Genomic DNA, 22,561 nt, shown 5'->3' with positions numbered 1-22,561 from the left:
GCCGCCGCGTGAATTTTTCGCGGCGGCGCGCCATTCTTCCGCCTCATCCCTTATCCTTTCGTTCTTGAACCTTACTAAATCGTTACAAGAACTCGGGAGGGGGGATGCCTCATGACATCAGCCTGATTGCGTTGCTCGCGGCCGGTTTCGGTCTCGCGATGGTCTTCGGTTACTTCGCGTCGCTGCTGAAAATGCCGCCGCTCGTCGGCTATCTGCTCGCCGGGATCGTGATCGGCCCCGGCACGCCCGGTTTCGTCGGCGACCTGTCGCTCGCGCAGCAGCTCGCCGAAGTCGGCGTGATGCTGCTGATGTTCGGCGTCGGCCTGCATTTCTCGCTCGGCGATCTGCTCGCGGTGCGCAAGATCGCGCTGCCGGGGGCCATCGTCCAGATCACGGTGGCCACGCTGCTCGGCGGCGGCCTCGCGCTCACCTGGGGCTGGAGCGTCGGTGCGGCGCTCGTGTTCGGGCTCGCGCTGTCGGTGGCGAGTACCGTCGTGCTGCTGCGTGCGCTCGAAGGGCGCGGGCTCGTCGAGACGGTCAACGGGCGCATCGCGGTCGGCTGGCTCGTCGTCGAGGATCTCGTGATGGTGCTCGTGCTCGTGCTGCTGCCGCCCGTCGCGGGGCTGCTCGGCGGCACGCCGCCCGGCGACGCGCACGCGGCCGGCGGCAGCGTGTGGGGCACGCTCGGTGTCACGATGCTGAAGGTCGCGGCGTTCATCGCATTGATGCTGGTGGTCGGCAAGCGCGTGTTCCCGCGCATTCTGTGGCTCGTCGCGCGCACGGGCTCGCGCGAGCTGTTCACGCTGTGCATGATCGCGGCCGCGGTCGGCATCGCGTTCGGCGCGGCGAAGCTGTTCGACGTGTCGTTCGCGCTCGGCGCGTTCTTCGCCGGGATGATGATGCGCGAGTCGGAGTTCAGCCGGCGCGCGGCCGACGAGACGCTGCCGCTGCGCGATGCGTTCTCGGTGCTGTTCTTCATTTCGGTCGGGATGCTGTTCGACCCGAAGATCCTGCTCGCGGAGCCGCTGCACGTGATCGAGGTCGCGGCGATCGTGGTGATCGGCAAGACGCTCGCGGCGGTCGCGCTCGTGATTGCGTTCCGCTATCCGCTGAATACCGCGCTGACGGTCGGCGCGGGCCTCGCGCAGATCGGCGAGTTCTCGTTCATCCTCGCGGGGCTCGGCCGTGCGCTCGGGCTGCTGTCGGCCGAGGGGCAGAGCCTGATCCTCGCGGTCGCGCTGATCTCGATCGCGATGAACACGCTGCTGTTCGCGATGATCGATCCGGCGCTTGCGTGGATCCGCAAGCATTCGGCGTTCGCGCGCAAGCTCGAGGCGCGCGACGATCCGCTCGCCGCGCTGCCGATGTCGACGCCGCAGACGCATCTCACCGGGCAGGTCGTGATCGTCGGCTACGGCAAGGTCGGCACGCGGATCGCCCATGCGCTCGACGAGCGCGGCATCGCGTACGTCGTCGTCGAGCAGAATCGCGAGCTCGTCGAGAAACTGCGTGCGGAAGGCGTTGCCGCCGTGTCGGGCGATGCGATCGAGCCGATCGTGCTCGTGCAGGCGCATATCGCGCGCGCCGGGATGCTGGTCGTCACGCTGCCCGATGTGTTCGACGTACGGCAGATCGTTGAGATTTCGCGCACGCTCAACCCGGCGCTCGAGGTCGTGCTGTGCACGAACAGCGGCGACGAGGCCGCGCTGCTGTCGAACGAGGGCATCGGCACCGTGTTCATGGGCGAGACCGAACTCGCGCGCGGGATGACCGAGCACGTGCTCGGCAGGATGGCGAAGCCGGTCGCGGCCGCGCATTGACGGTGCGCGGCAGCGCGCCGGGCGGCCCGTGCGGCCGCCGGCGCCGCGTGCTTCGGTTTCAGTAGAACGTCTCGAGCGTCAGCTCCTGCGCCATCACGCGATTGCCGGCCAGCAGGCCGCCGTCGACGGGCAGCGCGACGCCCGTGATGATCCGCGCCGTAGGCGAGCACAGGAACAGCGCGGCCTGCGCGACGTCGTCCGGCGTCGCGAAATCGTCGAGCGGATACCACTTCCTCAATTGCTCGAACACCTGCGGGTTGCGCTGCACGCGCGCTTCCCACGCGGGCGTCTTCACGGTGCCCGGCAGCACGATGTTCGCGCGCACGCCGTCGCGGCCGAATTCGATCGCGAGCGATTTCGTGTAGCTGATCAACCCGGCCTTCGCCGCGCTGTACGCCGGATGCCCGAGCGCATGCACGCCGTTGACCGAACCGATGATCGCGATTGCGCCGCGCCCGCGTGCGCGCATGCCGGGCAGCACGGCTTCGACGCTCATGTAGGTGGCCGTCAGGTTCGCGTCGAGATCCGTGCGCCAGGTGGCGGGCGTCGTGTCGCGCAGCGTGGTCGACGCGGCCGTGCCCGCGTTGGCGACGAGCACGTCGGCTTGCGGATGCGATTCGAGCGTCGATTGCAGCCGCTCGGCGTCGGTCAGGTCGTCGACGACCGGCGTCACGCGCGCGTCGCCGAGCGTATCGATGAAGCGGTCGAGCGCCGCGCGGTCGCGATCGAGCGCGAGCACGCGGTCGCCGGCCGCGAGGAAGGTGCGGCACAGCGCCTGGCCGATGCCGCCGGCGGCGCCCGTCACGAGGGTGGTGCGTGTCATGTCGGCTCCTTGTGCCGGCTCACAGGCCGAGCGCGGCGCGCGCCTGCTTTTCGTTGTCGCGCGTGATCAGCGTGCCGGACGTCAGCACGAGCGGCGGCGGCGCCTGGTTCTTCGTGATCCAGTCGTACATGTCGATGCTCGTCTGGTAGCCGTGCTGGCGCGGATTCAGCAGGATCGAGCCGTAGAAGCCCGTCGGCTTCGGCTTCGCGAATTCGTTGAGCGCGATCTGGCTGCCGTTGATGCCGACCGCGACCATCGCGTCCGCGCCGATGCCGCGCCCCTCGGCGGCGCGCACCGCGCCGACCGTCGTGTCGTCGTTCGAGCCGAACGCGACCCAGCGCTTGAAATTCGCATGCTTGGTGAGCGCGATGTTCGCCGCGTTGAACGCGCCTTCGGTGTCGGCCGTCATTTCTGGCGCATCGATCACGTTCGCGGCCGGGAAGCCGGCGGCCTTGAGCGCATCGACCGCGCCGGTCGTGCGTTCGCGTGCGGTCGGCAACTGGTCGTATGCGATCCGGATGATGCCGACCTCGGCCGGGTTCCAGCCGCGCCGCTTCGTCTCGTCCGCGATCGCCTGGCCGACCTGCTGGCCGATCTTGTACGCGGAGATGCCCATGTGCGGCACGCCCTGGAGCGGTGCGCCGCGGCCGTCGACGAGCTGGTCGTCGACCGACATCAGCTTGATCCCCGCGCGCTTCGCCTTCGCCGCGATGCCGGGGCCGAGCTTCACGTCGGGTGCGCAGATGATCACGCCCTGTGCCTTTTGCGCGGCGAGGCTGTCGAGCGCGGTCGATACCTTTTCGCCGCTCGGCGTTGCGATCTTGATCAGCGTGAAATGCTTTTCCTTCGCCGCCTGGTCGGCGAAGCGCCATTCGTCCTGGAACCACGGATCGTCCGGCTGTTTGACGAGGAAGCCGATTTTGACGTCGGCGGGGTCGGCGGCATGGGCGGGTACCCCGCCGACCAGCGCCGCGCTCGCGATGGCCAGTGCGAGCGTCTTCCAGTGGAATCGCATGCGTCTCTCTCCTTTTTTGTAGTCGCGCGCACGGGCAGGGCTGCCCGACACGCGGAAAAATTGTAGGAGGAGGGAGCGGGAACGCTCAAATGATGCGCGGCGTTCCTAGAAAGTGGGACAGTGCCCGATGGCGGGGAAATGCGTGGCGGCCAGGCGCCGCCGGTGTGCCGCGCGCGCCGGCGGGCGCCGTGTCGCGGGGACGTGCCGCGCTCATCCGGCCGCGGTGGCCGGCTGTGCCGGTACTTTCGACGGCGCGGCAGTCTTCAGCGGCGCGGCGGTTTTCGGTGCCGCAGCCGTCCTGGTTTGCGCAGCCGCTTGCGGCGCGGCCACCGTCTTCTGCGGCGCGGCGGGCTTGGCCGGCGGCGTCTTCTCGGGCTCGACCGGCGCGTCGGGCGGCACGCCGAGCAGTTGCAGCGACCCGCTCGTGACCGACGCGAACACCGGGCCGGCCACCGTGCCGCCGTAGTAGCCCTTGCCGCGCGGCTCGTCGATCATCACCGCGACGATCAGGCGCGGGTTGCTCATCGGCGCCATCCCCGCGAACAGCGCGCGGTACTTGCCCTTCGCATAGGTCGCGCCGACCTGCTTGCGCGCGGTACCGGTCTTGCCGCCGATCCGGTAGCCGTCGACGCGCGCGCGGCGCCCCGTGCCGCCTTCGCCGACCGCCATCTCGAGCATCGAGCGGATCGACGCGGCCGTTTGCGGCGACGTCACGCGGTGGCCGCGATGCGCGTCAATCGTTTGCTGGTCGGTGCCGTTCTTCAGCAGCGACACCGGGTGCAGCGTGCCGTCGCCGGCATAGGCCGTATAGGTTTGCGCGATCTGCAGCAGCGACATCGACAGGCCGTAGCCGTATGCCATCGTCGCCTGCTCGATCGGCCGCCAGCGCTTGTAGCCGCGCAGCCGGCCCGACGCGACGCCCGGGAACGTCAGTTCCGGCGCGCGGCCGATCCCGTATTCCTGGTACTTGTTCCAGATCGTTTCGGCGGGCAGGTTCAGCGCGAGCTTCGCGAGCGCGACGTTGCTCGACTTCTGCAGTGCCTGCGAGACCGTCAGCGAGCCGTGGTTCGACGTGTCGTGGATCACGGCCGGGCCGATCTTGTAGGTGCCCGGCGACGTGTTGATGATCGTGTTCGGCGTGACCTTGCGTTCGTCGATCGACAGCGCGACGACGAGCGGCTTGATCGTCGAGCCCGGTTCGAACGTGTCGATCACCGCGCGGTTGCGCAACTGCTGGCCGGTGAGGCGCGCGCGGTCGTTCGGATCGAAGGTCGGGTAGTTCGCCAGCGCGAGGATCTCGCCGTTCTGCGCGTCGAGCACCACGACGCTGCCGGCCACCGCGTTGTTCTCGATCACGGCCGCCTTGAGCTGGCTGAACGCGAGTTGCTGAATGCGGCGGTCGATCGTCAGCTCGATCGTCGCGCCATGCTGCGCCGGGACGAGCGGGCGCGTGTCCGACACGATGCGGCCGAGCCGGTCGCGGATCACCTCGCGCTGCCCGGACGTGCCCGACAGGCGCGCATTCGCCGCGAGCTCCACGCCTTCCTGGCCCTTGTCCTCGACGTTCGTGAAGCCGACCACGTGCGCGGCCGATTCGCCTTCCGGGTAGAAGCGCTTCGAATCGGCGATCTGCGTGATGCCGTCGATCGCGAGCTTGTCGAGCCTGCCTGCGGTGTCGGCGTCGACCTGCCGCTTGAGCAGCACGAATGTCTTGTCGTTGCCGAGGCGCCGCTTGACCTCGACGAGCGGCATGTCGAGCAGCTTCGAGATCTGCGGGTAGTCGGTGTCGGCGACCTGCTTCGGGTTCGCCCAGATTTCATAGGTCGACAGGCTGACGGCGAGCATCGCGCCGTTGCGGTCGACGATGCGCCCGCGCGTCGCGTCGAGCTCGATCGTGCGCTGGTAGCGTTTCTGGCCCTGGCCGACGTAGAACTCCTTGTTCGCGACCTGCACCCAGAACGCGCGGCCGATCAGCGCGGCGAACGCGAGGAACACGATGATCACGATCAGCTTCGAGCGCCACATCGGCAGGCGCGACGCGAGCATCGGGTTCTTGGTCGCGGCCGCGTACGGATCGGCGGGGTGGGTCTTCTTTTTCACGCTCATGCAATGGCCGGGTCGGGCCGCCGAAGGGCGGCGAGTCAGTCTGAATAATGCGATTGTAATAAATGAGTAAACGCCGTGTGGGGAAAGTATGTTCCGGCCCCGTGAAAAGCCGCAAATCGGCGATCCGGCAAAGGGCGGAACAGGGCGTACGAAAAGAGGGCGGAAGCGGAGTTTCACCGACGCAGCAGGCGAATGAAGGCGGCCGATTCTGCGCGTGTCGATCCGCTCACACGATCTCCTGGACAATCGATGCCGACTGCCCCCCGGCGCGCGGTCAATTGCCCGGCTCGCGATTATTTATTTGCACCAGAAAATGAAAACGCCCCGAAAAGGGGCGCCGCTAATACTGAATATCGAAATGAATATCACTGAAACCGGAATAAACCCGAAAACCGCAGACGAATTACGTCGATCATTTCTACCGGGTGACGGAAATGAATTCCCGGTATTCCGGCTCGCTCGTGCAGCGATCGACCGCCTGCAGCCGCCATGCACCGGGGTGATTGCCGGCGAGTACGGCGGAGCCCTGTTCGCGCTGGGTCGCACCGAACGATAGTCCCTTCAACTGGCACACGGCATTCCCGCCATCAGCCGCGCAGAGCGCCATCGCACCCTCGACGTCGCGGACCTTGCCCCAGGCCGGAAGATCGATGCCCTGATGTGCCTCGCGCGACCACAGTCCTTCGTCGGTGTCGACCCACAGTACCGCGAACGAGTTTCGGGTTGCTGATTCGCTGCCATTAATCCGAATGGTGAGGCGCATTGTGATCGTCTCCAAAAAATGAACATTCGACCGTTTTGACTTGATCAGTCTAGATAGACTGGTGTGAAACGCAAGTGATAATCCTCAATAAATCCGAATTGAGTTCATTGCGGTTTCAGATGAAACGACGTCTGACGATTCATGGTTATTCCGGCAGCGCGCGCAGGCACACGCCTAACGGCGATCGCGGCACCGATCAGGGCCCGGTCGATCTTCGAGACATGGGATGACATCGCCGCGAGGCGCGTCGATCTGTCGCGCGCGACCGGCCGCGGAAACCGGGCCGGCCGACGCGGTCCGCCATGCCGGAGGGCGGCGCGACCGGATGTTGAGGCGTTCCGACTGCATTGCTGGACGACAGACTCCGACAATCGCATACAAATCGGCACACTTTCACGAAACTTTCGGGACAGACTTGCCTGCGGTCGGGCCCCACACTGAGATATTCCCGATCCAGTGCCGCGGACGCCCGTCCTCGGCGGCTGCCGCCGCCTCGTGCCAGAGACGCGATCGACGCGATCGCGGGCCGCACGCCCGATCGGGACTGCCGGGGCGCGCGTCAGGCCCCGGCCCGGCCGGTGAGCCGTGCGCAGCCCGCAACCGCGGGCGCCGCGCCGCCCGGCCGATTCTTCGAAGGAGACTATCGTGCTGATCTGGAAAACCGCGTTGTCGCTCAACTGGCGGACGAGCCTCGTGTCGCCGGCCAGCGCACCGGTCGCGGCGGCGAACGTCGGACGGCTGGTGCTGACCGGCGCAACCGGCTTCATCGGCAGTACCGTCCTGACGGCGCTCGTCAATGCGGGGCTGCTCGACCGCATCGTCTGCGTGGTGCGCGCGCAGGATCGCGGCCATGCCGTCGCGCGGCTGCGCGAAGCGGCGCTGCGCGCGGGGCTGGCGCCGTACTGGGCGTCGCGCCTGACCGACGCGAACGTGATCGTCGGTGCGCTCGGCGACGTGTGGCAGGGCGCCGACGCACCGCGCCTCGCCGCCGCGACGCACGTGATTCACTGCGCCGGCCATGCGTCGCCGGCCGACGGCGCGCACCTGCGGGCCGACATCGCCGACGCGGTGCGCTTTGCCGAGCGTTTTGCACGGGCGCCGCGCCTGCTGCGCTTCGTCTACGTCGGCACGGCCTACGCGCATGCGGGCCGTGGCGGGATCGTGCAGGAAGAGGCGGCGGGCGACGCGGCGAACGACGTCGCGCGCGACGAAGAAGGCCTGCCGGGCGCGGTGCTCGCCGCGGACTACCTGCATGCGAAGGCGGAGACCGAGCAGCGCCTGCGTGCGCTCGGGCTGCCGCTCGTCGTGGTGCGGCCGTCGCATGTGGTCGGCCACACGGTACTCGGTACGCGGCCCGCGCCGAATTCGTTCTGGATGTTCCGGCTGGCGCATGCCGCCCGCCGCTTCACCGCGCGACCGATGACGCGCATCGATATCGTGTCGGTCGACGACGTGGCGCGCGCGACGATGCTGCTGGCCGTCAAGCCGACGCTTGCACACGACCTGTATCACGTGTCGGCCGGCGACGAGGCGCCGCAGGTCGCGCAGATCGTGCGCGCGATGGACGAGGCGGCGGGGATGACCGGCGCACCGCGCTACGCGGCGTGTGCGCCGGCCGAATTGCCGCTCGTGGTGCGCGACGTGCTCGGGCGAACCGATCCGGCACTCGAGCGCGTAATCGGCCGGGCGTTGCAGCGCTGCGGGGAATTCGCGACGGTCGATCGCGTGTTCGACAACCGTCGCGTGCGCGACGAAATCGATTTCGAGCCGCTGCCGTTCATCGATTACGTCGAGGAATGCATGCGCACGTCGCGCGGCGTGGCCGTGACCGAGCTGATGCGCGGCGCGGTGCACTGACCGCCCGCGCCGCACCGGCCCCCGTTCCCGCGGCTGGCGGGAACGGGGGCCGTCATCACGTGTTGCCGCCGAGCTCGATGAGCCGGTCGAGCGCGCGATAGATGTCTTCGAGGCCGTCCTCGCCGAACCGCGATTCGAGCTGCCGGTACTGCTCGTCGATCCGCGGGCCGATTTCCGTGACCAGTTTCCTGCTTTGCGGCGTCAGGCTCACCAGCAGCCGGCGCTGATCTTCCTGCGCGCGCGTGCGCGTGATCAGGCCGTCGCGCTCCATCCGTTCCAGCACGCCCGTGAGGCTCGGGCTCAGGATGCAGCAGCGCCGCGCGATCTGTCCTGCTTCGAGCGCTTGCGCCGGTTCGCCGTCGAGCACGCGGATGATCCGCCATTGCTGTTCGGTCAGCGCGAATTCCTTGAGAATGGGGCGGAACAGACCCATCAGCGTTTCGCGGGCCTCGAGCAGCAGCATGGCCAGGTTGCGATGGTCGAGCGTACGGTTCATCGGGGTGGGCAGTGGACGGGGACGCATCAATCTTAACAGCCGAAAGGCGTGAATTTCGCGTATCAGGGTAATCAAGGTTGCCAGCGTTCGATTGTTTACTTAAGATGTTAAGTATTGACGATGCGCCGCGACGCGCGGCAGGGGAATGACGCATGGAGCTGTCTTGCATGACCGCCGCGGCGCCGCCGTTGCCGGTCGCCATCGGTACCGTCTACGGTGCGCTGCTCAACGAGCGTGCGGCGCTCGACGCGCTCGGCGACGCCGTGAACGCACCGCCTTATGGCCGCCCGCCGCAGGCGCCGATCCTGTACATCAAGCCCGCCAACACGCATGCGGCCGACGGCGCGACCGTCGTCGTGCCGGCCGGCGTCGACTCCCTGGAGATCGGCGCGTCGGTGGCCGTCGTGTTCGCCCGGCGCGCGACGCGCGTGCCGGCCGCGCGGGCGCTCGACTACCTTCACGGCTTCACGCTCGCCAGCGACGTGTCGGTCCCCCATCCCGACTACTACCGTCCGGCCGTGCGCTTCAAGTGCCGCGACGGGTTCTGCCCGATGGGCCCGGTCATCGTGCCGGCCGCCGCGCTTGGCGATGTCGACACGATCGGCCTGACCGTGCGGATCGACGGCGAGGTGGCCGTGTCCGCCTCGACGGCCACGCTGATCCGCTCTGTGCGCGAACTGATCGCCGACGTGACGGCCTTCATGTCGTTCGACGCGGGCGATGTCTTGCTGCTCGGCGTCGCGGGCGGCGCACCGCGCGCCCGCGCGGGCAGCACGATCGAGATCGCCGCCGCCGGCATCGGCACGTTGCGGCACACGCTGATCGCGGAGGAAACACGATGAAGACGGCACGCGTGATCTACAACGGCGCATTGCATGCGGCCGAACCGGCCGGCGACGGCGCGATCCGTCTCGATACGGGGCGGATCGTTGCCGAGGACGCGGTTGCGTGGCTGCCGCCCGTCGCGCCGCGCACCACGTTCGCGCTCGGCCTCAACTACGCCGACCATGCGAAGGAGCTCGCGTTCAAGGCGCCGAGCGAACCGCTGATCTTCCTGAAGGGGCCGAACACGTTCATCGGCCACCGGTCGCGCACCGTGCGCCCGGCGGACGCCACCCACATGCATTACGAGTGTGAGCTGGCCGTCGTGATCGGCCGGCCCGCGCGCAACGTGAGCCGCGCGCAGGCGCTCGACTACGTGGCCGGCTACACGGTCGCGAACGACTACGCGATCCGCGACTATCTCGAGAACTACTACCGTCCGAACCTGCGCGTGAAGAACCGCGACACCTGCACGCCGCTCGGGCCGTGGTTCGTCAGCCGCGACGAGATCGGCAATGCGGGCGACCTGACGCTGCGCACGACGATGAACGGCCGGGAGACGCAGCGCGGCAGCACGCGCGACATGATCTTCGACGTGCCGGCGTTGATCGAGCACATCAGCGGCTTCATGACGCTCTCGCCGGGCGACCTGATCCTGACCGGTACGCCCGAGGGGCTGGCGGACACGAAGCCGGGCGACGAGGTCGTGACCGAGATCGAAGGGATCGGCCGGCTCGTGAACACGATCGTCGGCGAAGCAGACTACTATCGCGCGGGCTGAGCCCGTCGCCCAAGGAGAGAGCATGACCATCAAGCACTGGATCGACGGCCGCGAAGTCGAGAGCCGCGAGACGTTCACGACGCTGAATCCCGCGACGGGGGAAGTCATCACCGACGTCGCATCGGGCGGCGAGGCCGAAGTCGATGCGGCCGTGCGCGCCGCGAAGGACGCCTTCCCGAAATGGGCGAACACGCCCGCCAAGGAGCGCGCGAAGCTGATGCGCAAGCTCGGCGAGCTGATCGAGAAGAACGTGCCGATGCTCGCGGCGCTGGAGACGCAGGACACCGGCCTGCCGATCGCACAGACGAGCAAGCAGCTGATTCCGCGCGCGTCCGAGAACTTCAACTTCTTCGCGGAAGTGTGCGTGCAGATGAACGGCCGCACCTATCCGGTCGACGACCAGATGCTGAACTACACGCTGTACCAGCCGGTCGGCGTGTGCGCGCTGGTGTCGCCGTGGAACGTGCCGTTCATGACCGCGACGTGGAAGACGGCGCCGTGCCTCGCACTCGGCAACACGGCCGTGCTGAAGATGTCGGAGCTGTCGCCGCTGACGGCCGACCAGCTCGGTCGCCTCGCGCTCGAAGCCGGCATCCCGCCGGGCGTGCTGAACGTCGTGCAGGGTTACGGCGCGACGGCCGGCGACGCGCTGGTACGCCATCCGGACGTGCGTGCGGTGTCGTTCACCGGCGGTACGGTGACCGGCAAGCGGATCATGGAGCGTGCGGGCCTGAAGAAGTATTCGATGGAACTCGGCGGCAAGTCGCCGGTGCTGATCTTCGACGACGCCGATTTCGACCGCGCACTCGACGCGTCGCTGTTCACGATCTTCTCGATCAACGGCGAACGCTGCACGGCCGGCTCGCGAATCTTCGTGCAACGCACGATCTACGACCGCTTCGTGCAGGAATTCGCGCGCCGCGCGAACAACCTGGTGGTCGGCGATCCGTCCGATCCGGCCACGAACCTCGGCGCGATGATCACGCGCCAGCACTGGGAAAAGGTGACGGGTTATATCCGCATCGGCGAGCAGGAAGGCGCGCGCGTGGTTGCGGGCGGCGCGGACAAGCCGGCGGGCTTGCCCGACCACCTGCGCAACGGCAACTTCGTGCGGCCGACCGTGCTGGCCGACGTCGACAACCGGATGCGCGTCGCACAGGAAGAAATCTTCGGGCCGGTCGCGTGCCTGATTCCGTTCGAGGACGAGGAAGAAGGGCTGCGGCTCGCGAACGACACGTCGTACGGCCTTGCGTCGTACATCTGGACGCAGGATGTCGGCAAGGTGCATCGCCTCGCGCGCGGCATCGAGGCCGGGATGGTGTTCGTGAACAGCCAGAACGTACGCGACCTGCGCCAGCCGTTCGGCGGCGTGAAGGAATCGGGCACCGGGCGCGAGGGCGGCGAATACAGCTTCGAGGTGTTCGCGGAGATCAAGAACGTGTGCATCTCGATGGGTTCGCACCACATTCCGCGCTGGGGCGTGTGACGGGCGCGGGACGTCTGCAGCACGAAAGAACCAAACGGAGACTTGAACGATGGGCAAACTGTCCCTCGCCGCGAAAATCACGCACGTGCCGTCGATGTACCTGTCGGAATTGCCCGGCAGGCATCACGGCTGCCGCGAGGCGGCGATCCGCGGCCATCAACTGATCGGCGAGCGCTGCCGCGCGCTCGGCGTCGACACGATCGTCGTGTCGGACGTGCACTGGCTCGTCAACGCCGGTTATCACGTGAACTGCAATGCGCGATTCGCGGGCACGTACACGAGCAACGAGCTGCCGCATTTCATCCGCGACATGGAGTATGCGTATCCGGGCAACCCGGCGCTCGGCCGGCTGATCGCCGAGACGGCCAGTGCGCGCGGCGTCGCGACGCGCGCACACGAGATCGACAGCCTCGAACTCGAATACGGCACGCTCGTGCCGATGCGCTACATGAACGCCGACCAGCACTTCAAGGTCGTGTCGATCGCCGGCTGGTGCATGTGGCATCAGCTCGACGAAAGCCGGCGCTTCGGCGAGGCGCTGCTCGAGGCGATCGAGAAAAGCGATTCGAACGTCGCATTCCTCGCGAGCGGCTCGCTGTCGCACCGTTTCAACGACAACGGCAGCCCCGAGGAATCGATCCACCAGATCAGCCGCGAATTCTTCCGGCAGGTCGACCTGCGCGTGGTCGAGCTGTGGAAGCAGGGCGATTTCAAGACCTTCTGCGCGATGCTGCCCGAGTACAACACGCATTGCCACGGCGAAGGCGGGATGCACGACACGGCGATGCTGCTCGGCCTGCTCGGCTGGGATCGCTACGATAAACCCGTCGAGATCGTCACCGACTATTTCGCGAGTTCGGGTACCGGGCAGATCAATGCGATCTTCCCGGTGGCCTGAGCACCGCGCCACGCACTCGACTGGAGACCCGCCATGCCACATATCGTCGTCGAATACACCGCGAACATCCGCGACGACGCACGCATTCCCGCGCTGCTGCGCACGATCAACGCCACGCTGATCGCGCAGGGCGGCGTGTTCCCGACGGGCGGCATCCGCTCGCGCGCGATCGAACTGCAGGACTACTGCGTAGCCGACGGCACGGAAGACGATGCGTTCGTGCACGTGACGCTGAAGATCGGCTCGGGCCGCAGCGACGCGCAGAAAAAGGCCGCGTGCGACGCGCTGTTCGACGCGATCAAGGCGCATTTCGCGGAACTGTACGCGAAACGGTACCTCGCGCTGTCGATGGAACTGACCGAGTTCAGCGAAAGCGGCTCGTACAAGCACAACAACATCCATGCCCGCTACAAGCGGGCCGGCTGAACCCCATTCCCGATCCGACCATGCTCGAAACCGCCCTCATCGACCAGCTCGCGCAGCGTCTGCACGACGCCGAGCGCGAGCGCAAGCAGATCCGCCAGATCTCGCTCGACCATCCCGACATCACGATCGACGACGCGTATGCGATCCAGCGCGCGTGGGTTGCCCTCAAGCTCGCGGAAGGCCGCACGCTGAAGGGCCACAAGATCGGCCTCACGTCGAAGGCGATGCAGAACACGTCGCAGATCGACGAGCCCGACTACGGCGCGCTGCTCGACGACATGTTCTTTGCCGACGGCGGCACGATCCCCACCGGGCGCTTCATCGTGCCGCGCGTCGAGGTCGAACTCGCGTTCGTGCTCGGCAAGCGGCTCACCGGCCCGGACTGCACGATCTTCGACGTGTACGACGCAGTCGACTACGTGGTGCCCGCGCTCGAGATCATCGACGCGCGCAGCCAGTCGATCGACCCTGATACGAAACGGCCGCGCAAGGTGTTCGACACGATCGCCGACAACGCGGCGAACGCGGGCGTGGTGATCGGCGGGCGGCCCGTGAAGCCGCAGGACGTCGACCTGCGGTGGGTCGCGGCGATCATGTCGCGTAACGGCGTGGTCGAGGAAACGGGCGTCGCGGCCGGCGTGCTGAACCATCCGGCGAACGGCGTCGCGTGGCTCGCGAACCGGCTGGCCCGCTTCGACGTCGCGCTGGAGCCGGGGCAGATCGTGCTCGGCGGTTCGTTCACGCGGCCGTGCGCGGCGCGGCCGGGCGACACGTTCAGCGTCGACTACGGCCCGCTCGGGACGATCCAGTGCTACTTCGAGTGAGGTGAGCGAACGATGCGGATTCCGACGAATGTCTTCAAGGCCGCGCTCGCGCGCGGCGACGCGCAGGTCGGGCTGTGGCTCGGGCTCGCCAATCCGTACAGCGCGGAAGTGGTCGCGGGCGCCGGTTTCGACTGGCTGCTGATCGACGGCGAGCATGCGCCGAATACGGTGCCGACGATTCTTGCGCAGTTGCAGGCGATCGCGCCGTATCCGTCGCATCCGGTCGTGCGCGTACCGTGGAACGATCCGGTGATCGTCAAGCAGGTGCTCGATCTCGGCGCGCAGACGTTGCTCGTGCCGATGGTGCAGAGCGCGGACGAGGCGCGTGCGGCGGTGGCCGCGACGCGCTATCCGCCGCACGGGATTCGCGGCGTGGGCAGCGCGCTGGCGCGTGCGTCGCGGTGGAATCGCGTCGGCGATTACCTGCATCGCGCGAACGACGAGATGGCCGTGCTCGTGCAGGTCGAGACACGCGCGGGGCTCGACGCGATCGATGCGATAACGCGGGTCGAGGGCGTGGATGGCGTGTTCATCGGGCCGGCGGATCTCGCGGCCGATCTCGGGCATCTCGGCCATCCGGGGCACCCGGACGTTCAGGCCGCGATCGATGGCGCGATCCGGGCGATCAAGGCGGCCGGCAAGGCGCCGGGCATTCTCAGCGCGGATGAGGCGTCCGCGCGGCGTTATCTGGAAGCGGGAGCACTGTTCGTCGCGGTCGGGGTCGATACGACGCTGCTGGCGAGGAGTGCGGAGCGGTTGGTGGGGCAGTTCAAGGGGAAAGGGGGTGAGGCGGTCAAGAAGGGGGACGGGACGTATTGAACGAAGCGGACATACCCCTTTATATAGGGCGATATCAATTTTCGTTTATTGCGATTTTCGTTTGTTTCGAATAAAATTGCGCCGTCCAGAACCCCGTTTGGAGCGCGCGATGCCTCACACCACGATGTCCGAAACGATCTTGCCTGTCGAGCGCGAGATGCGGGCGGCTGTCGAAGGGCAGCGTGCGCTTGCGGCATACCTGGCAACGCGAACGGAAATACAGCGCATCCAGATCTTCGACGACGAAAATCGCGCGCATCAGGTCGAACTTCCGACCTCCGCGCTGCGTCTGCTGGTCGATATCCTCGCCGAGTTGGCCGACGGCAATGCGGTCAAGGTCGTGCCGGTTCATGCGGAACTGACGACACAGGAAGCGGCCGACCTGTTGAACGTTTCTCGTCCGCACCTGATCAAGCTGCTCGAATCGAATGCGCTTCCGCACCACAAGACCGGCAAGCATCGCCGTGTGCGATTTTCCGACCTGATGCGTTACAAGGCGGAACGCGATCAGGCAAGCGCGGACGCGATGGAGGAGTTGAGCCGGCAGGCGCAAGAGCACGGGATGGGGTACGAATGACGAGTTCGCCATTCACGGCGGTCTACGATGCGTGCGTGCTTTATCCCGCACCGCTGCGTGATTTCCTGATGTGGCTGGCGCTGAGCGGATGTTTTCGGGCTCGCTGGAGTGTGGATATTCATGACGAATGGAAACGGAATCTGCTGCGTAACCGGGCCGATCTGACCGCGGCGCAACTCGATCGCACGGCAAGCCTGATGGATAGGGCGATACCCGATGCGCTCGTTACCGGTTACGAGGCGCTGATTGGTGGGCTGACGCTGCCGGACGCGAACGATCGACATGTGCTCGCTGCCGCGATCCGCTGCAACGCCAGCGTGATCGTTACGTTCAATCAGAAGGATTTCCCCGAAGAAGTGTTGTCGATCTACGGTGTCGAAGCACAGCACCCTGACGTGTTCGTCGACAATCTCTTCGATCTCGAACCGGCCGCAGTGGTCGCCGCCGCTCGGCGGCAGCGCGAAACACTCAAGCATCCACCGATGATTGTGGAGCGCTATCTGGAAATCTTGCAGCGTCTGGGGATGGTTCAGACCTGCAAGGCACTCGAAGCCTATCGGACGATTATTTGAACCGCGCTGGATAAGGCGAACCGGATCGCTGTCGTCACTGCTCATTGCGCCGGGCTTATCGCCCCGCCTCCATATACTTCCCCGGCGTCGTCCCCAACGCCCGCCGGAACATGTCGATGAACGCGCTCACGTTGTCGTACCCGAGATCGAGCGCGATCGTCGTCACCGGCACGCCGTCGGCGATTTTCTCCAGCGCGCGCAGCAGCCTGGCCTGCTGACGCCACTGCGCGAACGTCAGCCCCGTCTCGGCCACGAAGCGGCGGCTCATCGTCCGCGCGCTGATTCCCGCCCATTCGGCCCATTCCTCCAGCCGCCGGTTGTCCGCGAGATCCGCGGCAAGCGCATCGGTGATCCTCGTCAGCCGCGGATCCTGCGGCCGCGCCAGCCCCAGCGCCTCGACTTCCGACGACGCGATTTCATCGAGGATCACGTCGGCGATCCGGGTTCGAGCGGCATCCAGCTCCGACCCCTCCCAACTCGCCGCGCGCTGCACGGCTTCGCGCAGCAGCGGCGTCGTGCGGATCGCGCGCGGCGTATCCGGCAGCGCCGCGCAGCGCGCTTCGGCGATGAACGCCGACCAGCCGGAAATCGGCCCGAAAGAATGCAACGAATGGCGGCAATGCGGTGGAATCCAGATCGCATGGATCGCCGGCACGACCCAGTCCTGGTCGTCGAGGCCGATCGTCAGCAACCCGCTCAGCGCGCCGACGAGCTGGCCGCGCGCATGCGAATGAGGTGGCGTCACGCGCGGGTCGCGTTGCGACAGCACGGCAGCGACGACGAACGGGCCGTCGTCGGACGTGACGAAGCGGGCGGGCAGGAGCGGATCGGACATGGCCGGATATCGGTATCGAATGGCCGTTATACCGGAGATCGGCCGAATTTGCACGCCTACACTGCGTCCATCGATAACAACCGGAGTACGACACGATGCGAGCCGAACAGATGCTTCCCGACCATGCCAACCAAGTCGATGCCGGCGGAACGACGATCCGCAAGGGGACCGTCGGCGCGTTCCTGGTCAACGCGCGGGTGCTGACCGACCCGAACGCTACGCCCGCCGACCGGGCGCGCGCCGAAGCCGACACGATCGACGCGTTGCCCGCGCTGCGGGCACTCGGCCTGTTCGACGTGTTGGAAGTACGCGATCCCGCGCTGCGCGCATGGCTCGACGCACGCTGATGCGCACCGGGACCGTCGATCGAGATCCCCGATTCAAGGAGTCGTCATGAAAGCAGCAGTCGTGACGGGCGCCGGCGAGCGCCCCGTTCATATGGAGTTCGATGCGCCGCACGCGATGCCGGGCCACAGCGTGATCGACGTGACGGCGTCCGCGCTGAGCCGGATCGCGCAGGGGCGCGCGGCCGGCACGCATTACTCGTCGGACGGGCGTTATCCGTTCGTCGTTGGCGTCGACGGGGTTGGCCGCCGTCGCGACGACGGGCAGCGCGTCTACTTCTTCGGCGCGCCCGCACCGTTCGGCGCGATGGCCGAACGCACGATCGCGCCCGATACGCGGTGCGTGCCGCTGCCGGATACGCTCGACGACGTCACGGCGGCCGCGATCGCGATTCCCGGGATGTCGTCGTGGGCGGCGCTGACCGAACGCGCGCGGCTCGTCGCGGGCGAGACGGTACTCGTCAACGGTGCGACAGGTACGTCGGGGCGGCTGGCGGTTCGGATCGCGAAGCATCTCGGCGCCGCGAAGGTGATCGCGACGGGCCGCAACGCGGCCGCGCTGCAGGCGTTGCTGAATGCCGGCGCGGATGCCGTCGTGTCGTTGCAGCAGGACGACGCGCATCTGGCGCGTGCGCTCGAACCGCACTTCCGCGCGGGTGTGGACGTCGTGCTCGACTATCTGTGGGGCGCCAGCGCGCAGACGCTGCTGGTGGCCGCCGCGAAGGCGACGCCCGAGGGCCGCCGGCTGCGTTTCGTGCAGATCGGCTCGATCGGCGGCGCGGACGTGCTGTTGCCAGGGGCGGTGCTGCGGGCGACCGCGATCGAACTGATGGGCAGCGGCATCGGCAGCGTGTCGCTGCCGCGCTTGCTGGCGTCGGTGCGCGGTGTGTTCGACGCGGCCGGACCGGCGGGGCTGACGATCGACACGCGCACGGTGCCGCTGTCGGCGGTTGGCGAGCACTGGAGCGATACGAGCAGCCTCGTTCGCCTGGTGTTCACGTTGCGGGGCGAATGACCGGCAAGGGCCACGGATGAGGGCGCGGCCGTCGTGTGCGGGAAGCTGGCCGATCGCACGTTGTCACGCTGATGCGCGCGGCGGATGCGATGCAGGGCGGCACGCGCGCAATGAACCGCACAAGACGGGCGGCGCGATTCGAAGACCGCTCGCCGCCCGTATCGTCAAACTCAGAACCGCTGCTGAATCCCCGCCGTGACGCCGACCTGCGTGGTGCCGTAGCCCACGAAATCGCGCGACACGCCGACCTTCTGGTCGTGCTTCGCGATCGCGAACGCGCCGGCCGCGTACAGCACGGTGCGCTTCGACAGCGCGTAGTTCGCGCGCAACGACACGAGCGTCGGGTCGGCATCGCTGCCGCCCTTGATGTTCTGGTGATAGACGGCCGCGATCAGCGAGAACGCCGGCGTGAACTGGTACGAGCCGCCGAGCCAGTACGTGTCGCTCAGCTGGTTCGCCGCCGTGGTGCGGAACGTGCGCTTGTAGTTGCGATAGCCGGCCATCGTCTTCAGGTTGCCGAAGTCGTAGCTCAGGCCCGCGTGGATGCCCTGGATGTAGTTGACGGTATCGGCCGGCGTGACGCTGTCGGCCGCGCCGTTCTGCCGGTCGAACGTGACCACCCCGGCGAACGGGCCTTTCTCGTAGCCGACCGCGAAATCGTATTTGGAGCTGGTCTTCACGCTGCCCGGCACGTTGCCGAAGCCGTACAGCGCGCCGAACTTGAACCCGCTGAATTCGCCGTCATAGCGCACCGCGTTCGACGAGCGCGTGAACATGCCGTCCTTGCGGCCGCCCGTCGCCGTCGATGCCGAGGCCCACGAGTAGTTCTGCGCGTAACCCATCGGGTCGAACGGCAGCATGTAGTCGTAGGTGACGGTGTAGTTGCGGCCGAGCGTCAGTTCGCCCCATTTGCTTTTCAGGCCGACCGTCGCGCGGCGCGCGAAGATCGAATCGGGGCCGTCGTCGAGCGCGCCGTTCGCGAGGTCGATTCCGCTTTCGAGGCGGAACACGGCCTTCAGCCCGCCGCCGAGATCCTCGACGCCGCGCAGGCCCCAGCGCGACGTGTTCTTGTTGCCCGACTTCAGCTTGACCGCGCTGCCGCCCTCCGGCGCCGCGTGGTTCGTGTATTCGATGCCGGCATCCATGATCCCGTACATCGTGACCGACGACTGCGCGTGCGCGGCGGGTGCGGCGATGCAGGCCGCGGCGGCCGATCCCGTGAGGACTACTGTGCGAATCGAACGTTCTGCGCGTGACTTCATTGACGGTGTCTCCTTGGTTCTTGTGGGTTGGGGTGAAACGGATGCGGCGCGCAGTAGCCCACGACAGACGCCGGAAGACGTCCGCCGGAATGCATGTCATCACATGACGAGATGTGCGCGGTGTGCGTGCGCGACGGCGAGCGTGCCGCCGCGCCCGGGTCAGCCCGCTTTCGCGAACGCCCAGCAGTCGTTGGTCGGGAATTCGATCCAGTGCTTGCCCGCTGCGCGCGGCACGTGGCCGAATGCGCGAAGGCGCATCTCGCCGCAATGGAACAGGTACTCCCAGCGATCGCCGAGATACATCGACGTGACGAGGTCGGCCTGCAGCCGGTTCGCGCCCGGGCCGTCGGCGACCTGCACGCGTTCGAGGCGGATCACGGCCTGCGCGTCCTGGCCCGGTGCGAACGTGTCGCGGGCGAGGGCCTGCAGCTCCCAGCCGTCGCCGGCGAGCGTCACGCGTTCGCCGTCGACGGCCGCGACGCGCGCGTCGATCCGGTTGTTGCTGCCCATGAACTCGGCCGTGTACAGCGAGCGCGGCGCGCCGTACAGCTCGGCCGGCGTGCCTTCCTGCTCGATGCGGCCGTTGCGCAGCAGCAGGATGCGGTCGGACATCGCCATCGCCTCGGTCTGGTCGTGCGTCACGCACAGGGCCGACAGCCCGAGCGACACGATCAGCTCGCGCAGCCACGCGCGCGCTTCCTCGCGCAGCTTCGCGTCGAGGTTCGACAGCGGTTCGTCGAGGAGGATCACCGGCGGGTTGTAGACGAGCGCGCGCGCGATCGCGACGCGCTGCTGCTGGCCGCCCGACAGTTGATGCGGGAAGCGTTCCGCGAGATGGCCGAGGCCGAGCTGGTCGAGCGCGGTCTGCACGCGGCGCTTCTGTTCGGCCGGCGCGACGCGGCGCAGCTTCAGCCCGTAGCCGACGTTGTCGGCGACGGTGCGGTGCGGCCACAGCGCGTACGACTGGAACACGAGGCCGAGCGAGCGCTGTTCGACCGGCAGGTCGACGCGTTGCGCGCCGTCGAAGAACACGCGCTCGTCGAGCTGGATGCGGCCGTCGGACGGCTGTTCGAGGCCCGCCACCGCGCGCAGCAGCGTGGTCTTGCCGCTGCCCGACGCGCCGAGCAGGCACACGACTTCGCCGGCCTTCAGTTCGAACGACACGCCCTTGAGGATCGGATTGGCGCCGTAGCTGAGATGCAGGTCGTCGACGATGAGCTTATCCATGAAGTTTCACTCCGAAGCGCAGGGCCACGCCGAGACCGGCGCCGACCATCGCGATGTTGATGACAGAAAGCGCGGCGACCTGGTCGACGGCGCCGGTCGCCCACAGCGACACGAGCAGCGCGCCGATCACTTCGGTGCCGGGCGACAGCAGGTAGACGGCCGTCGAGTATTCGCGCTCGAAGATCATGAAGATCAGCAGCCACGCAGCGAGCAGGCCGAAGCGCACGAGCGGCAGCGTCACGTCGAGGGACACGCGGCTGCGGGTCGCGCCGACGCTGCGGCCGGCTTCCTCGAGTTCCGGGCCGACCTGCAGCAGCGCGCTCTGGATGAGCCGCATCCCGTACGCGAGCCAGACGACCGTGTACGCGATCCAGATGCTCCACATCGAGTTCTTCAGCTCGCGCAGGCCGGGCACGAACAGGAAGATCCACAGGAACGCGAGACCGGCGAGCAGGCCGGGCACCGCGCGCGGCAGCAGCACGAGGTAGTCGAGCAGCTTGGTCGCCCAGTCGGGGCGGCGGTGGCCGGCGAACGCGACGAGCGAGTAGAAGCCGATCGCGAGCGCGCCGCCGATCACGCCGATGCCGAGCGTGTTGACGATCGCGCGCACGAGGTTGTCCTGCTCGAACAGCTCGATGAAGTTCGACAGCGTCAGCACCTCGGCGAGCGCGACGCCTTCGCCCCAGTTGGTCACGAACGCGCGCAGCACGATGCCCGAGATCGGGACGATCACGGTCAGCATCAGCCACAGCACGACGATCGCGAGCGCAACCCAGCGCCACACGCCGAGCGGCAGCACCGTCGTACGGCCGGCCTTGCCCTTCACGGTGACGAAGCGGTTCGCCGTCTTCAGCAGCCGGCGCTGCAGCAGCACGAGCGGGAACGTGATCGCGACGATGCACACCGCGACCGCGGCCATCAGGTGATACGACGGCACGCCGAGCTTGTTGGTCAGCTTGTACAGGTAGGTCGCGAGCACGAGGTGGCCTTCCGGATCGCCGAGCACGAGCGGCAGCCCGAACACCTCGAAGCCGAGGAAGAACACGAGCACGCCGGCGAACAGCAGCGCGGGCATCGTCATCGGCAGGCTCACGTCGAGCGCGACGCGGAACGGGCGGGCGCCCGTGACGCGCGCGGCTTCCTCGACGTCCGAGCCGAGGTTGCGCAGCGCGGCCGACGAATACAGGTACACGTGCGGCACGTGCGTGAGGCCGACGATCACCGTGATCGCGAAGATCGAGTACACGTTCCAGGGCACGTTCTGCACCCCGAACAGCTCCTTGAACCACACCGAATAGAAGCCGACCGGGCCGGCCGCGACCACGTAGCCGAACGCGAGCACCATCGGCGACACGAACACGGGCGTGAGCAGCAGCGGTTCGAGCCAGCGGCGGCCGGGCAGGTCGGTGCGCACCATCAGGAACGCGAGGATGCCGCCGAGCGGGATCGAGATGAACAGCATCCCGCCGGCGATGATGAACGAGTTCTTCACGGCCGACCAGAAGTCGGGATCGCTGAAGACGAAGCGGAAGCCTTCGATGCCGAGCGTCTTGTTCGCATCGAAGAACGGCGCGGACAGCAGGCTCTGGAACAGGATGAAGCCGAGCGGCAGTGCGACGGCGATGGTGAGTACCGCGACGACGATCCAGCGCAGCATGCCGGCGAGCGGCTGCAGGCTGTTGACCGGCAGCGCGGGAATGGCGTCGCGCGGGCCGGCGGCGGGTGGTGCGGCCGGTGCCGTGCCGCGGGTGCTGGTTGAAAGCATGAGTTCGCCCCTGCGGCCATCCGGATGG

Annotated in this window: 22 protein-coding genes; 13 read left to right on the top strand and 9 right to left on the bottom strand. The window is 67.5% G+C overall.

The annotated features are described in order from the left end of the window. The first annotated feature begins 104 nt into the window (after nucleotides 1-104). Nucleotides 105-1,820 carry a cation:proton antiporter domain-containing protein gene (locus tag APZ15_RS17870; RefSeq protein WP_021164046.1) on the top strand — a complete coding sequence of 572 codons (1,716 nt, stop codon included), beginning with the start codon at nucleotides 105-107 and terminating at the stop codon, nucleotides 1,818-1,820. 58 nt (nucleotides 1,821-1,878) lie between these two features. Here the strand turns inward: APZ15_RS17870 and APZ15_RS17865 are convergent, their stop codons facing one another. The 4 genes from APZ15_RS17865 to APZ15_RS17850 all read right to left on the bottom strand — a co-directional run bounded on the left by APZ15_RS17865 (nucleotide 1,879) and on the right by APZ15_RS17850 (nucleotide 6,527). Then, entirely contained in the window at nucleotides 1,879-2,643 is a 765-nt protein-coding gene (locus APZ15_RS17865; protein WP_027791426.1) for an SDR family oxidoreductase, read from the bottom strand. A gap of 19 nt (nucleotides 2,644-2,662) precedes the next feature. Further along, nucleotides 2,663-3,658 carry an arabinose ABC transporter substrate-binding protein gene (locus APZ15_RS17860; protein ID WP_027791427.1) on the bottom strand — a complete coding sequence of 332 codons (996 nt, stop codon included), beginning with the start codon at nucleotides 3,656-3,658 and terminating at the stop codon, nucleotides 2,663-2,665. Nucleotides 3,659-3,868: 210 nt separating this feature from the next. Next, the gene (locus APZ15_RS17855) at nucleotides 3,869-5,764 is read right to left on the bottom strand and encodes a peptidoglycan D,D-transpeptidase FtsI family protein (RefSeq protein WP_027791428.1); all 1,896 of its coding nucleotides are present in this window, start codon (nucleotides 5,762-5,764) and stop codon (nucleotides 3,869-3,871) included. A gap of 418 nt (nucleotides 5,765-6,182) precedes the next feature. Beyond that, nucleotides 6,183-6,527 (bottom strand): DUF3564 family protein, encoded by a 345-nt coding sequence (locus tag APZ15_RS17850; protein WP_027791429.1) that lies wholly within the window; start codon nucleotides 6,525-6,527, stop codon nucleotides 6,183-6,185. Nucleotides 6,528-7,172: 645 nt separating this feature from the next. Between APZ15_RS17850 and APZ15_RS17845 the strand changes: the two genes are divergently transcribed. Further along, on the top strand, nucleotides 7,173-8,384 hold the full coding sequence (locus APZ15_RS17845; protein ID WP_021164053.1) for an SDR family oxidoreductase: 1,212 nt from the start codon (nucleotides 7,173-7,175) through the stop codon (nucleotides 8,382-8,384). A 55-nt stretch (nucleotides 8,385-8,439) separates the two neighbouring features. Here APZ15_RS17845 and hpaR read toward each other — a convergent pair whose 3' ends face one another. Continuing rightward, nucleotides 8,440-8,880: a homoprotocatechuate degradation operon regulator HpaR gene (hpaR, locus tag APZ15_RS17840; RefSeq protein ID WP_021164054.1), complete on the bottom strand. Its 441-nt coding sequence runs from the start codon at nucleotides 8,878-8,880 to the stop codon at nucleotides 8,440-8,442. Nucleotides 8,881-9,032: 152 nt separating this feature from the next. On the opposite strand from hpaR, the gene APZ15_RS17835 reads away from it, so the two are divergent. The 9 genes from APZ15_RS17835 (at nucleotide 9,033) to APZ15_RS17795 (ending at nucleotide 16,085) form a co-directional block, all read left to right on the top strand. Further along, nucleotides 9,033-9,722: a fumarylacetoacetate hydrolase family protein gene (locus APZ15_RS17835; RefSeq protein WP_027791430.1), complete on the top strand. Its 690-nt coding sequence runs from the start codon at nucleotides 9,033-9,035 to the stop codon at nucleotides 9,720-9,722. After that, nucleotides 9,719-10,483: a fumarylacetoacetate hydrolase family protein gene (locus APZ15_RS17830; RefSeq protein ID WP_027791431.1), complete on the top strand. Its 765-nt coding sequence runs from the start codon at nucleotides 9,719-9,721 to the stop codon at nucleotides 10,481-10,483. The genes APZ15_RS17835 and APZ15_RS17830 overlap by 4 nt, the downstream gene beginning before the upstream one ends. Nucleotides 10,484-10,505: 22 nt before the next feature. Beyond that, a complete protein-coding gene (gene hpaE / locus APZ15_RS17825) occupies nucleotides 10,506-11,969 on the top strand; it encodes a 5-carboxymethyl-2-hydroxymuconate semialdehyde dehydrogenase (protein ID WP_027791432.1) in 1,464 nt (487 codons plus the stop codon). 49 nt (nucleotides 11,970-12,018) lie between these two features. Further along, a complete protein-coding gene (hpaD, locus tag APZ15_RS17820) occupies nucleotides 12,019-12,867 on the top strand; it encodes a 3,4-dihydroxyphenylacetate 2,3-dioxygenase (protein ID WP_027791433.1) in 849 nt (282 codons plus the stop codon). A gap of 33 nt (nucleotides 12,868-12,900) precedes the next feature. After that, the gene (locus APZ15_RS17815; protein ID WP_027791434.1) at nucleotides 12,901-13,293 is read left to right on the top strand and encodes a 5-carboxymethyl-2-hydroxymuconate Delta-isomerase; all 393 of its coding nucleotides are present in this window, start codon (nucleotides 12,901-12,903) and stop codon (nucleotides 13,291-13,293) included. A 20-nt stretch (nucleotides 13,294-13,313) separates the two neighbouring features. Then, nucleotides 13,314-14,117, top strand: a complete 804-nt coding sequence (hpaH, locus tag APZ15_RS17810) for a 2-oxo-hept-4-ene-1,7-dioate hydratase (protein ID WP_021164056.1) — start codon at nucleotides 13,314-13,316, stop codon at nucleotides 14,115-14,117. A 12-nt stretch (nucleotides 14,118-14,129) separates the two neighbouring features. Further along, nucleotides 14,130-14,936 (top strand): 4-hydroxy-2-oxoheptanedioate aldolase, encoded by an 807-nt coding sequence (gene hpaI / locus APZ15_RS17805; protein ID WP_027791435.1) that lies wholly within the window; start codon nucleotides 14,130-14,132, stop codon nucleotides 14,934-14,936. 109 nt (nucleotides 14,937-15,045) lie between these two features. Next, the gene (locus APZ15_RS17800) at nucleotides 15,046-15,513 is read left to right on the top strand and encodes a helix-turn-helix domain-containing protein (protein ID WP_027791436.1); all 468 of its coding nucleotides are present in this window, start codon (nucleotides 15,046-15,048) and stop codon (nucleotides 15,511-15,513) included. Next, complete coding sequence (locus tag APZ15_RS17795; RefSeq protein WP_027791437.1) at nucleotides 15,510-16,085, top strand: PIN domain-containing protein; 576 nt, start codon at nucleotides 15,510-15,512, stop codon at nucleotides 16,083-16,085. Before APZ15_RS17800 ends, APZ15_RS17795 begins: the two co-directional genes overlap by 4 nt. 55 nt (nucleotides 16,086-16,140) lie before the next feature. Here APZ15_RS17795 and APZ15_RS17790 read toward each other — a convergent pair whose 3' ends face one another. Beyond that, entirely contained in the window at nucleotides 16,141-16,920 is a 780-nt protein-coding gene (locus APZ15_RS17790; RefSeq protein WP_027791438.1) for an AraC family transcriptional regulator, read from the bottom strand. 95 nt (nucleotides 16,921-17,015) lie between these two features. On the opposite strand from APZ15_RS17790, the gene APZ15_RS17785 reads away from it, so the two are divergent. Continuing rightward, on the top strand, nucleotides 17,016-17,267 hold the full coding sequence (locus APZ15_RS17785) for a hypothetical protein (protein WP_027791439.1): 252 nt from the start codon (nucleotides 17,016-17,018) through the stop codon (nucleotides 17,265-17,267). 46 nt (nucleotides 17,268-17,313) lie between these two features. Further along, on the top strand, nucleotides 17,314-18,279 hold the full coding sequence (locus APZ15_RS17780; protein ID WP_027791440.1) for a quinone oxidoreductase family protein: 966 nt from the start codon (nucleotides 17,314-17,316) through the stop codon (nucleotides 18,277-18,279). A gap of 170 nt (nucleotides 18,280-18,449) precedes the next feature. Here the strand turns inward: APZ15_RS17780 and APZ15_RS17775 are convergent, their stop codons facing one another. The 3 genes from APZ15_RS17775 to APZ15_RS17765 form a co-directional block, all read right to left on the bottom strand. After that, nucleotides 18,450-19,541: a porin gene (locus APZ15_RS17775; protein WP_034196044.1), complete on the bottom strand. Its 1,092-nt coding sequence runs from the start codon at nucleotides 19,539-19,541 to the stop codon at nucleotides 18,450-18,452. 159 nt (nucleotides 19,542-19,700) lie between these two features. Beyond that, entirely contained in the window at nucleotides 19,701-20,768 is a 1,068-nt protein-coding gene (locus tag APZ15_RS17770) for an ABC transporter ATP-binding protein (RefSeq protein ID WP_027791442.1), read from the bottom strand. Then, entirely contained in the window at nucleotides 20,761-22,533 is a 1,773-nt protein-coding gene (locus APZ15_RS17765; protein WP_021164063.1) for an ABC transporter permease, read from the bottom strand. Before APZ15_RS17765 ends, APZ15_RS17770 begins: the two co-directional genes overlap by 8 nt. Nucleotides 22,534-22,561: the final 28 nt, after the last annotated feature.

This window comes from Burkholderia cepacia ATCC 25416 (assembly GCF_001411495.1).
GTDB lineage: Bacteria > Pseudomonadota > Gammaproteobacteria > Burkholderiales > Burkholderiaceae > Burkholderia > Burkholderia cepacia.
Note: the sequence above shows the minus strand (reverse complement) of the source record. Positions and strands in the feature narration are given on the sequence as shown.

Bases quoted from the DNA above. Each gene is read 5' to 3' on its own strand.
- APZ15_RS17870 (WP_021164046.1), top strand. From the start codon at position 105: ATGCCTCATGACATCAGCCTGATTGCGTTGCTCGCGGCCGGTTTCGGT.
- APZ15_RS17865 (WP_027791426.1), bottom strand. From the start codon at position 2,643: ATGACACGCACCACCCTCGTGACGGGCGCCGCCGGCGGCATCGGCCAG.
- APZ15_RS17860 (WP_027791427.1), bottom strand. From the start codon at position 3,658: ATGCGATTCCACTGGAAGACGCTCGCACTGGCCATCGCGAGCGCGGCG.
- APZ15_RS17855 (WP_027791428.1), bottom strand. From the start codon at position 5,764: ATGAGCGTGAAAAAGAAGACCCACCCCGCCGATCCGTACGCGGCCGCG.
- APZ15_RS17850 (WP_027791429.1), bottom strand. From the start codon at position 6,527: ATGCGCCTCACCATTCGGATTAATGGCAGCGAATCAGCAACCCGAAAC.
- hpaR (WP_021164054.1), bottom strand. From the start codon at position 8,880: ATGAACCGTACGCTCGACCATCGCAACCTGGCCATGCTGCTGCTCGAG.
- APZ15_RS17835 (WP_027791430.1), top strand. From the start codon at position 9,033: ATGGAGCTGTCTTGCATGACCGCCGCGGCGCCGCCGTTGCCGGTCGCC.
- APZ15_RS17830 (WP_027791431.1), top strand. From the start codon at position 9,719: ATGAAGACGGCACGCGTGATCTACAACGGCGCATTGCATGCGGCCGAA.
- hpaE (WP_027791432.1), top strand. From the start codon at position 10,506: ATGACCATCAAGCACTGGATCGACGGCCGCGAAGTCGAGAGCCGCGAG.
- hpaD (WP_027791433.1), top strand. From the start codon at position 12,019: ATGGGCAAACTGTCCCTCGCCGCGAAAATCACGCACGTGCCGTCGATG.
- APZ15_RS17815 (WP_027791434.1), top strand. From the start codon at position 12,901: ATGCCACATATCGTCGTCGAATACACCGCGAACATCCGCGACGACGCA.
- hpaH (WP_021164056.1), top strand. From the start codon at position 13,314: ATGCTCGAAACCGCCCTCATCGACCAGCTCGCGCAGCGTCTGCACGAC.
- hpaI (WP_027791435.1), top strand. From the start codon at position 14,130: ATGCGGATTCCGACGAATGTCTTCAAGGCCGCGCTCGCGCGCGGCGAC.
- APZ15_RS17800 (WP_027791436.1), top strand. From the start codon at position 15,046: ATGCCTCACACCACGATGTCCGAAACGATCTTGCCTGTCGAGCGCGAG.
- APZ15_RS17795 (WP_027791437.1), top strand. From the start codon at position 15,510: ATGACGAGTTCGCCATTCACGGCGGTCTACGATGCGTGCGTGCTTTAT.
- APZ15_RS17790 (WP_027791438.1), bottom strand. From the start codon at position 16,920: ATGTCCGATCCGCTCCTGCCCGCCCGCTTCGTCACGTCCGACGACGGC.
- APZ15_RS17785 (WP_027791439.1), top strand. From the start codon at position 17,016: ATGCGAGCCGAACAGATGCTTCCCGACCATGCCAACCAAGTCGATGCC.
- APZ15_RS17780 (WP_027791440.1), top strand. From the start codon at position 17,314: ATGAAAGCAGCAGTCGTGACGGGCGCCGGCGAGCGCCCCGTTCATATG.
- APZ15_RS17775 (WP_034196044.1), bottom strand. From the start codon at position 19,541: ATGAAGTCACGCGCAGAACGTTCGATTCGCACAGTAGTCCTCACGGGA.
- APZ15_RS17770 (WP_027791442.1), bottom strand. From the start codon at position 20,768: ATGGATAAGCTCATCGTCGACGACCTGCATCTCAGCTACGGCGCCAAT.
- APZ15_RS17765 (WP_021164063.1), bottom strand. From the start codon at position 22,533: ATGCTTTCAACCAGCACCCGCGGCACGGCACCGGCCGCACCACCCGCC.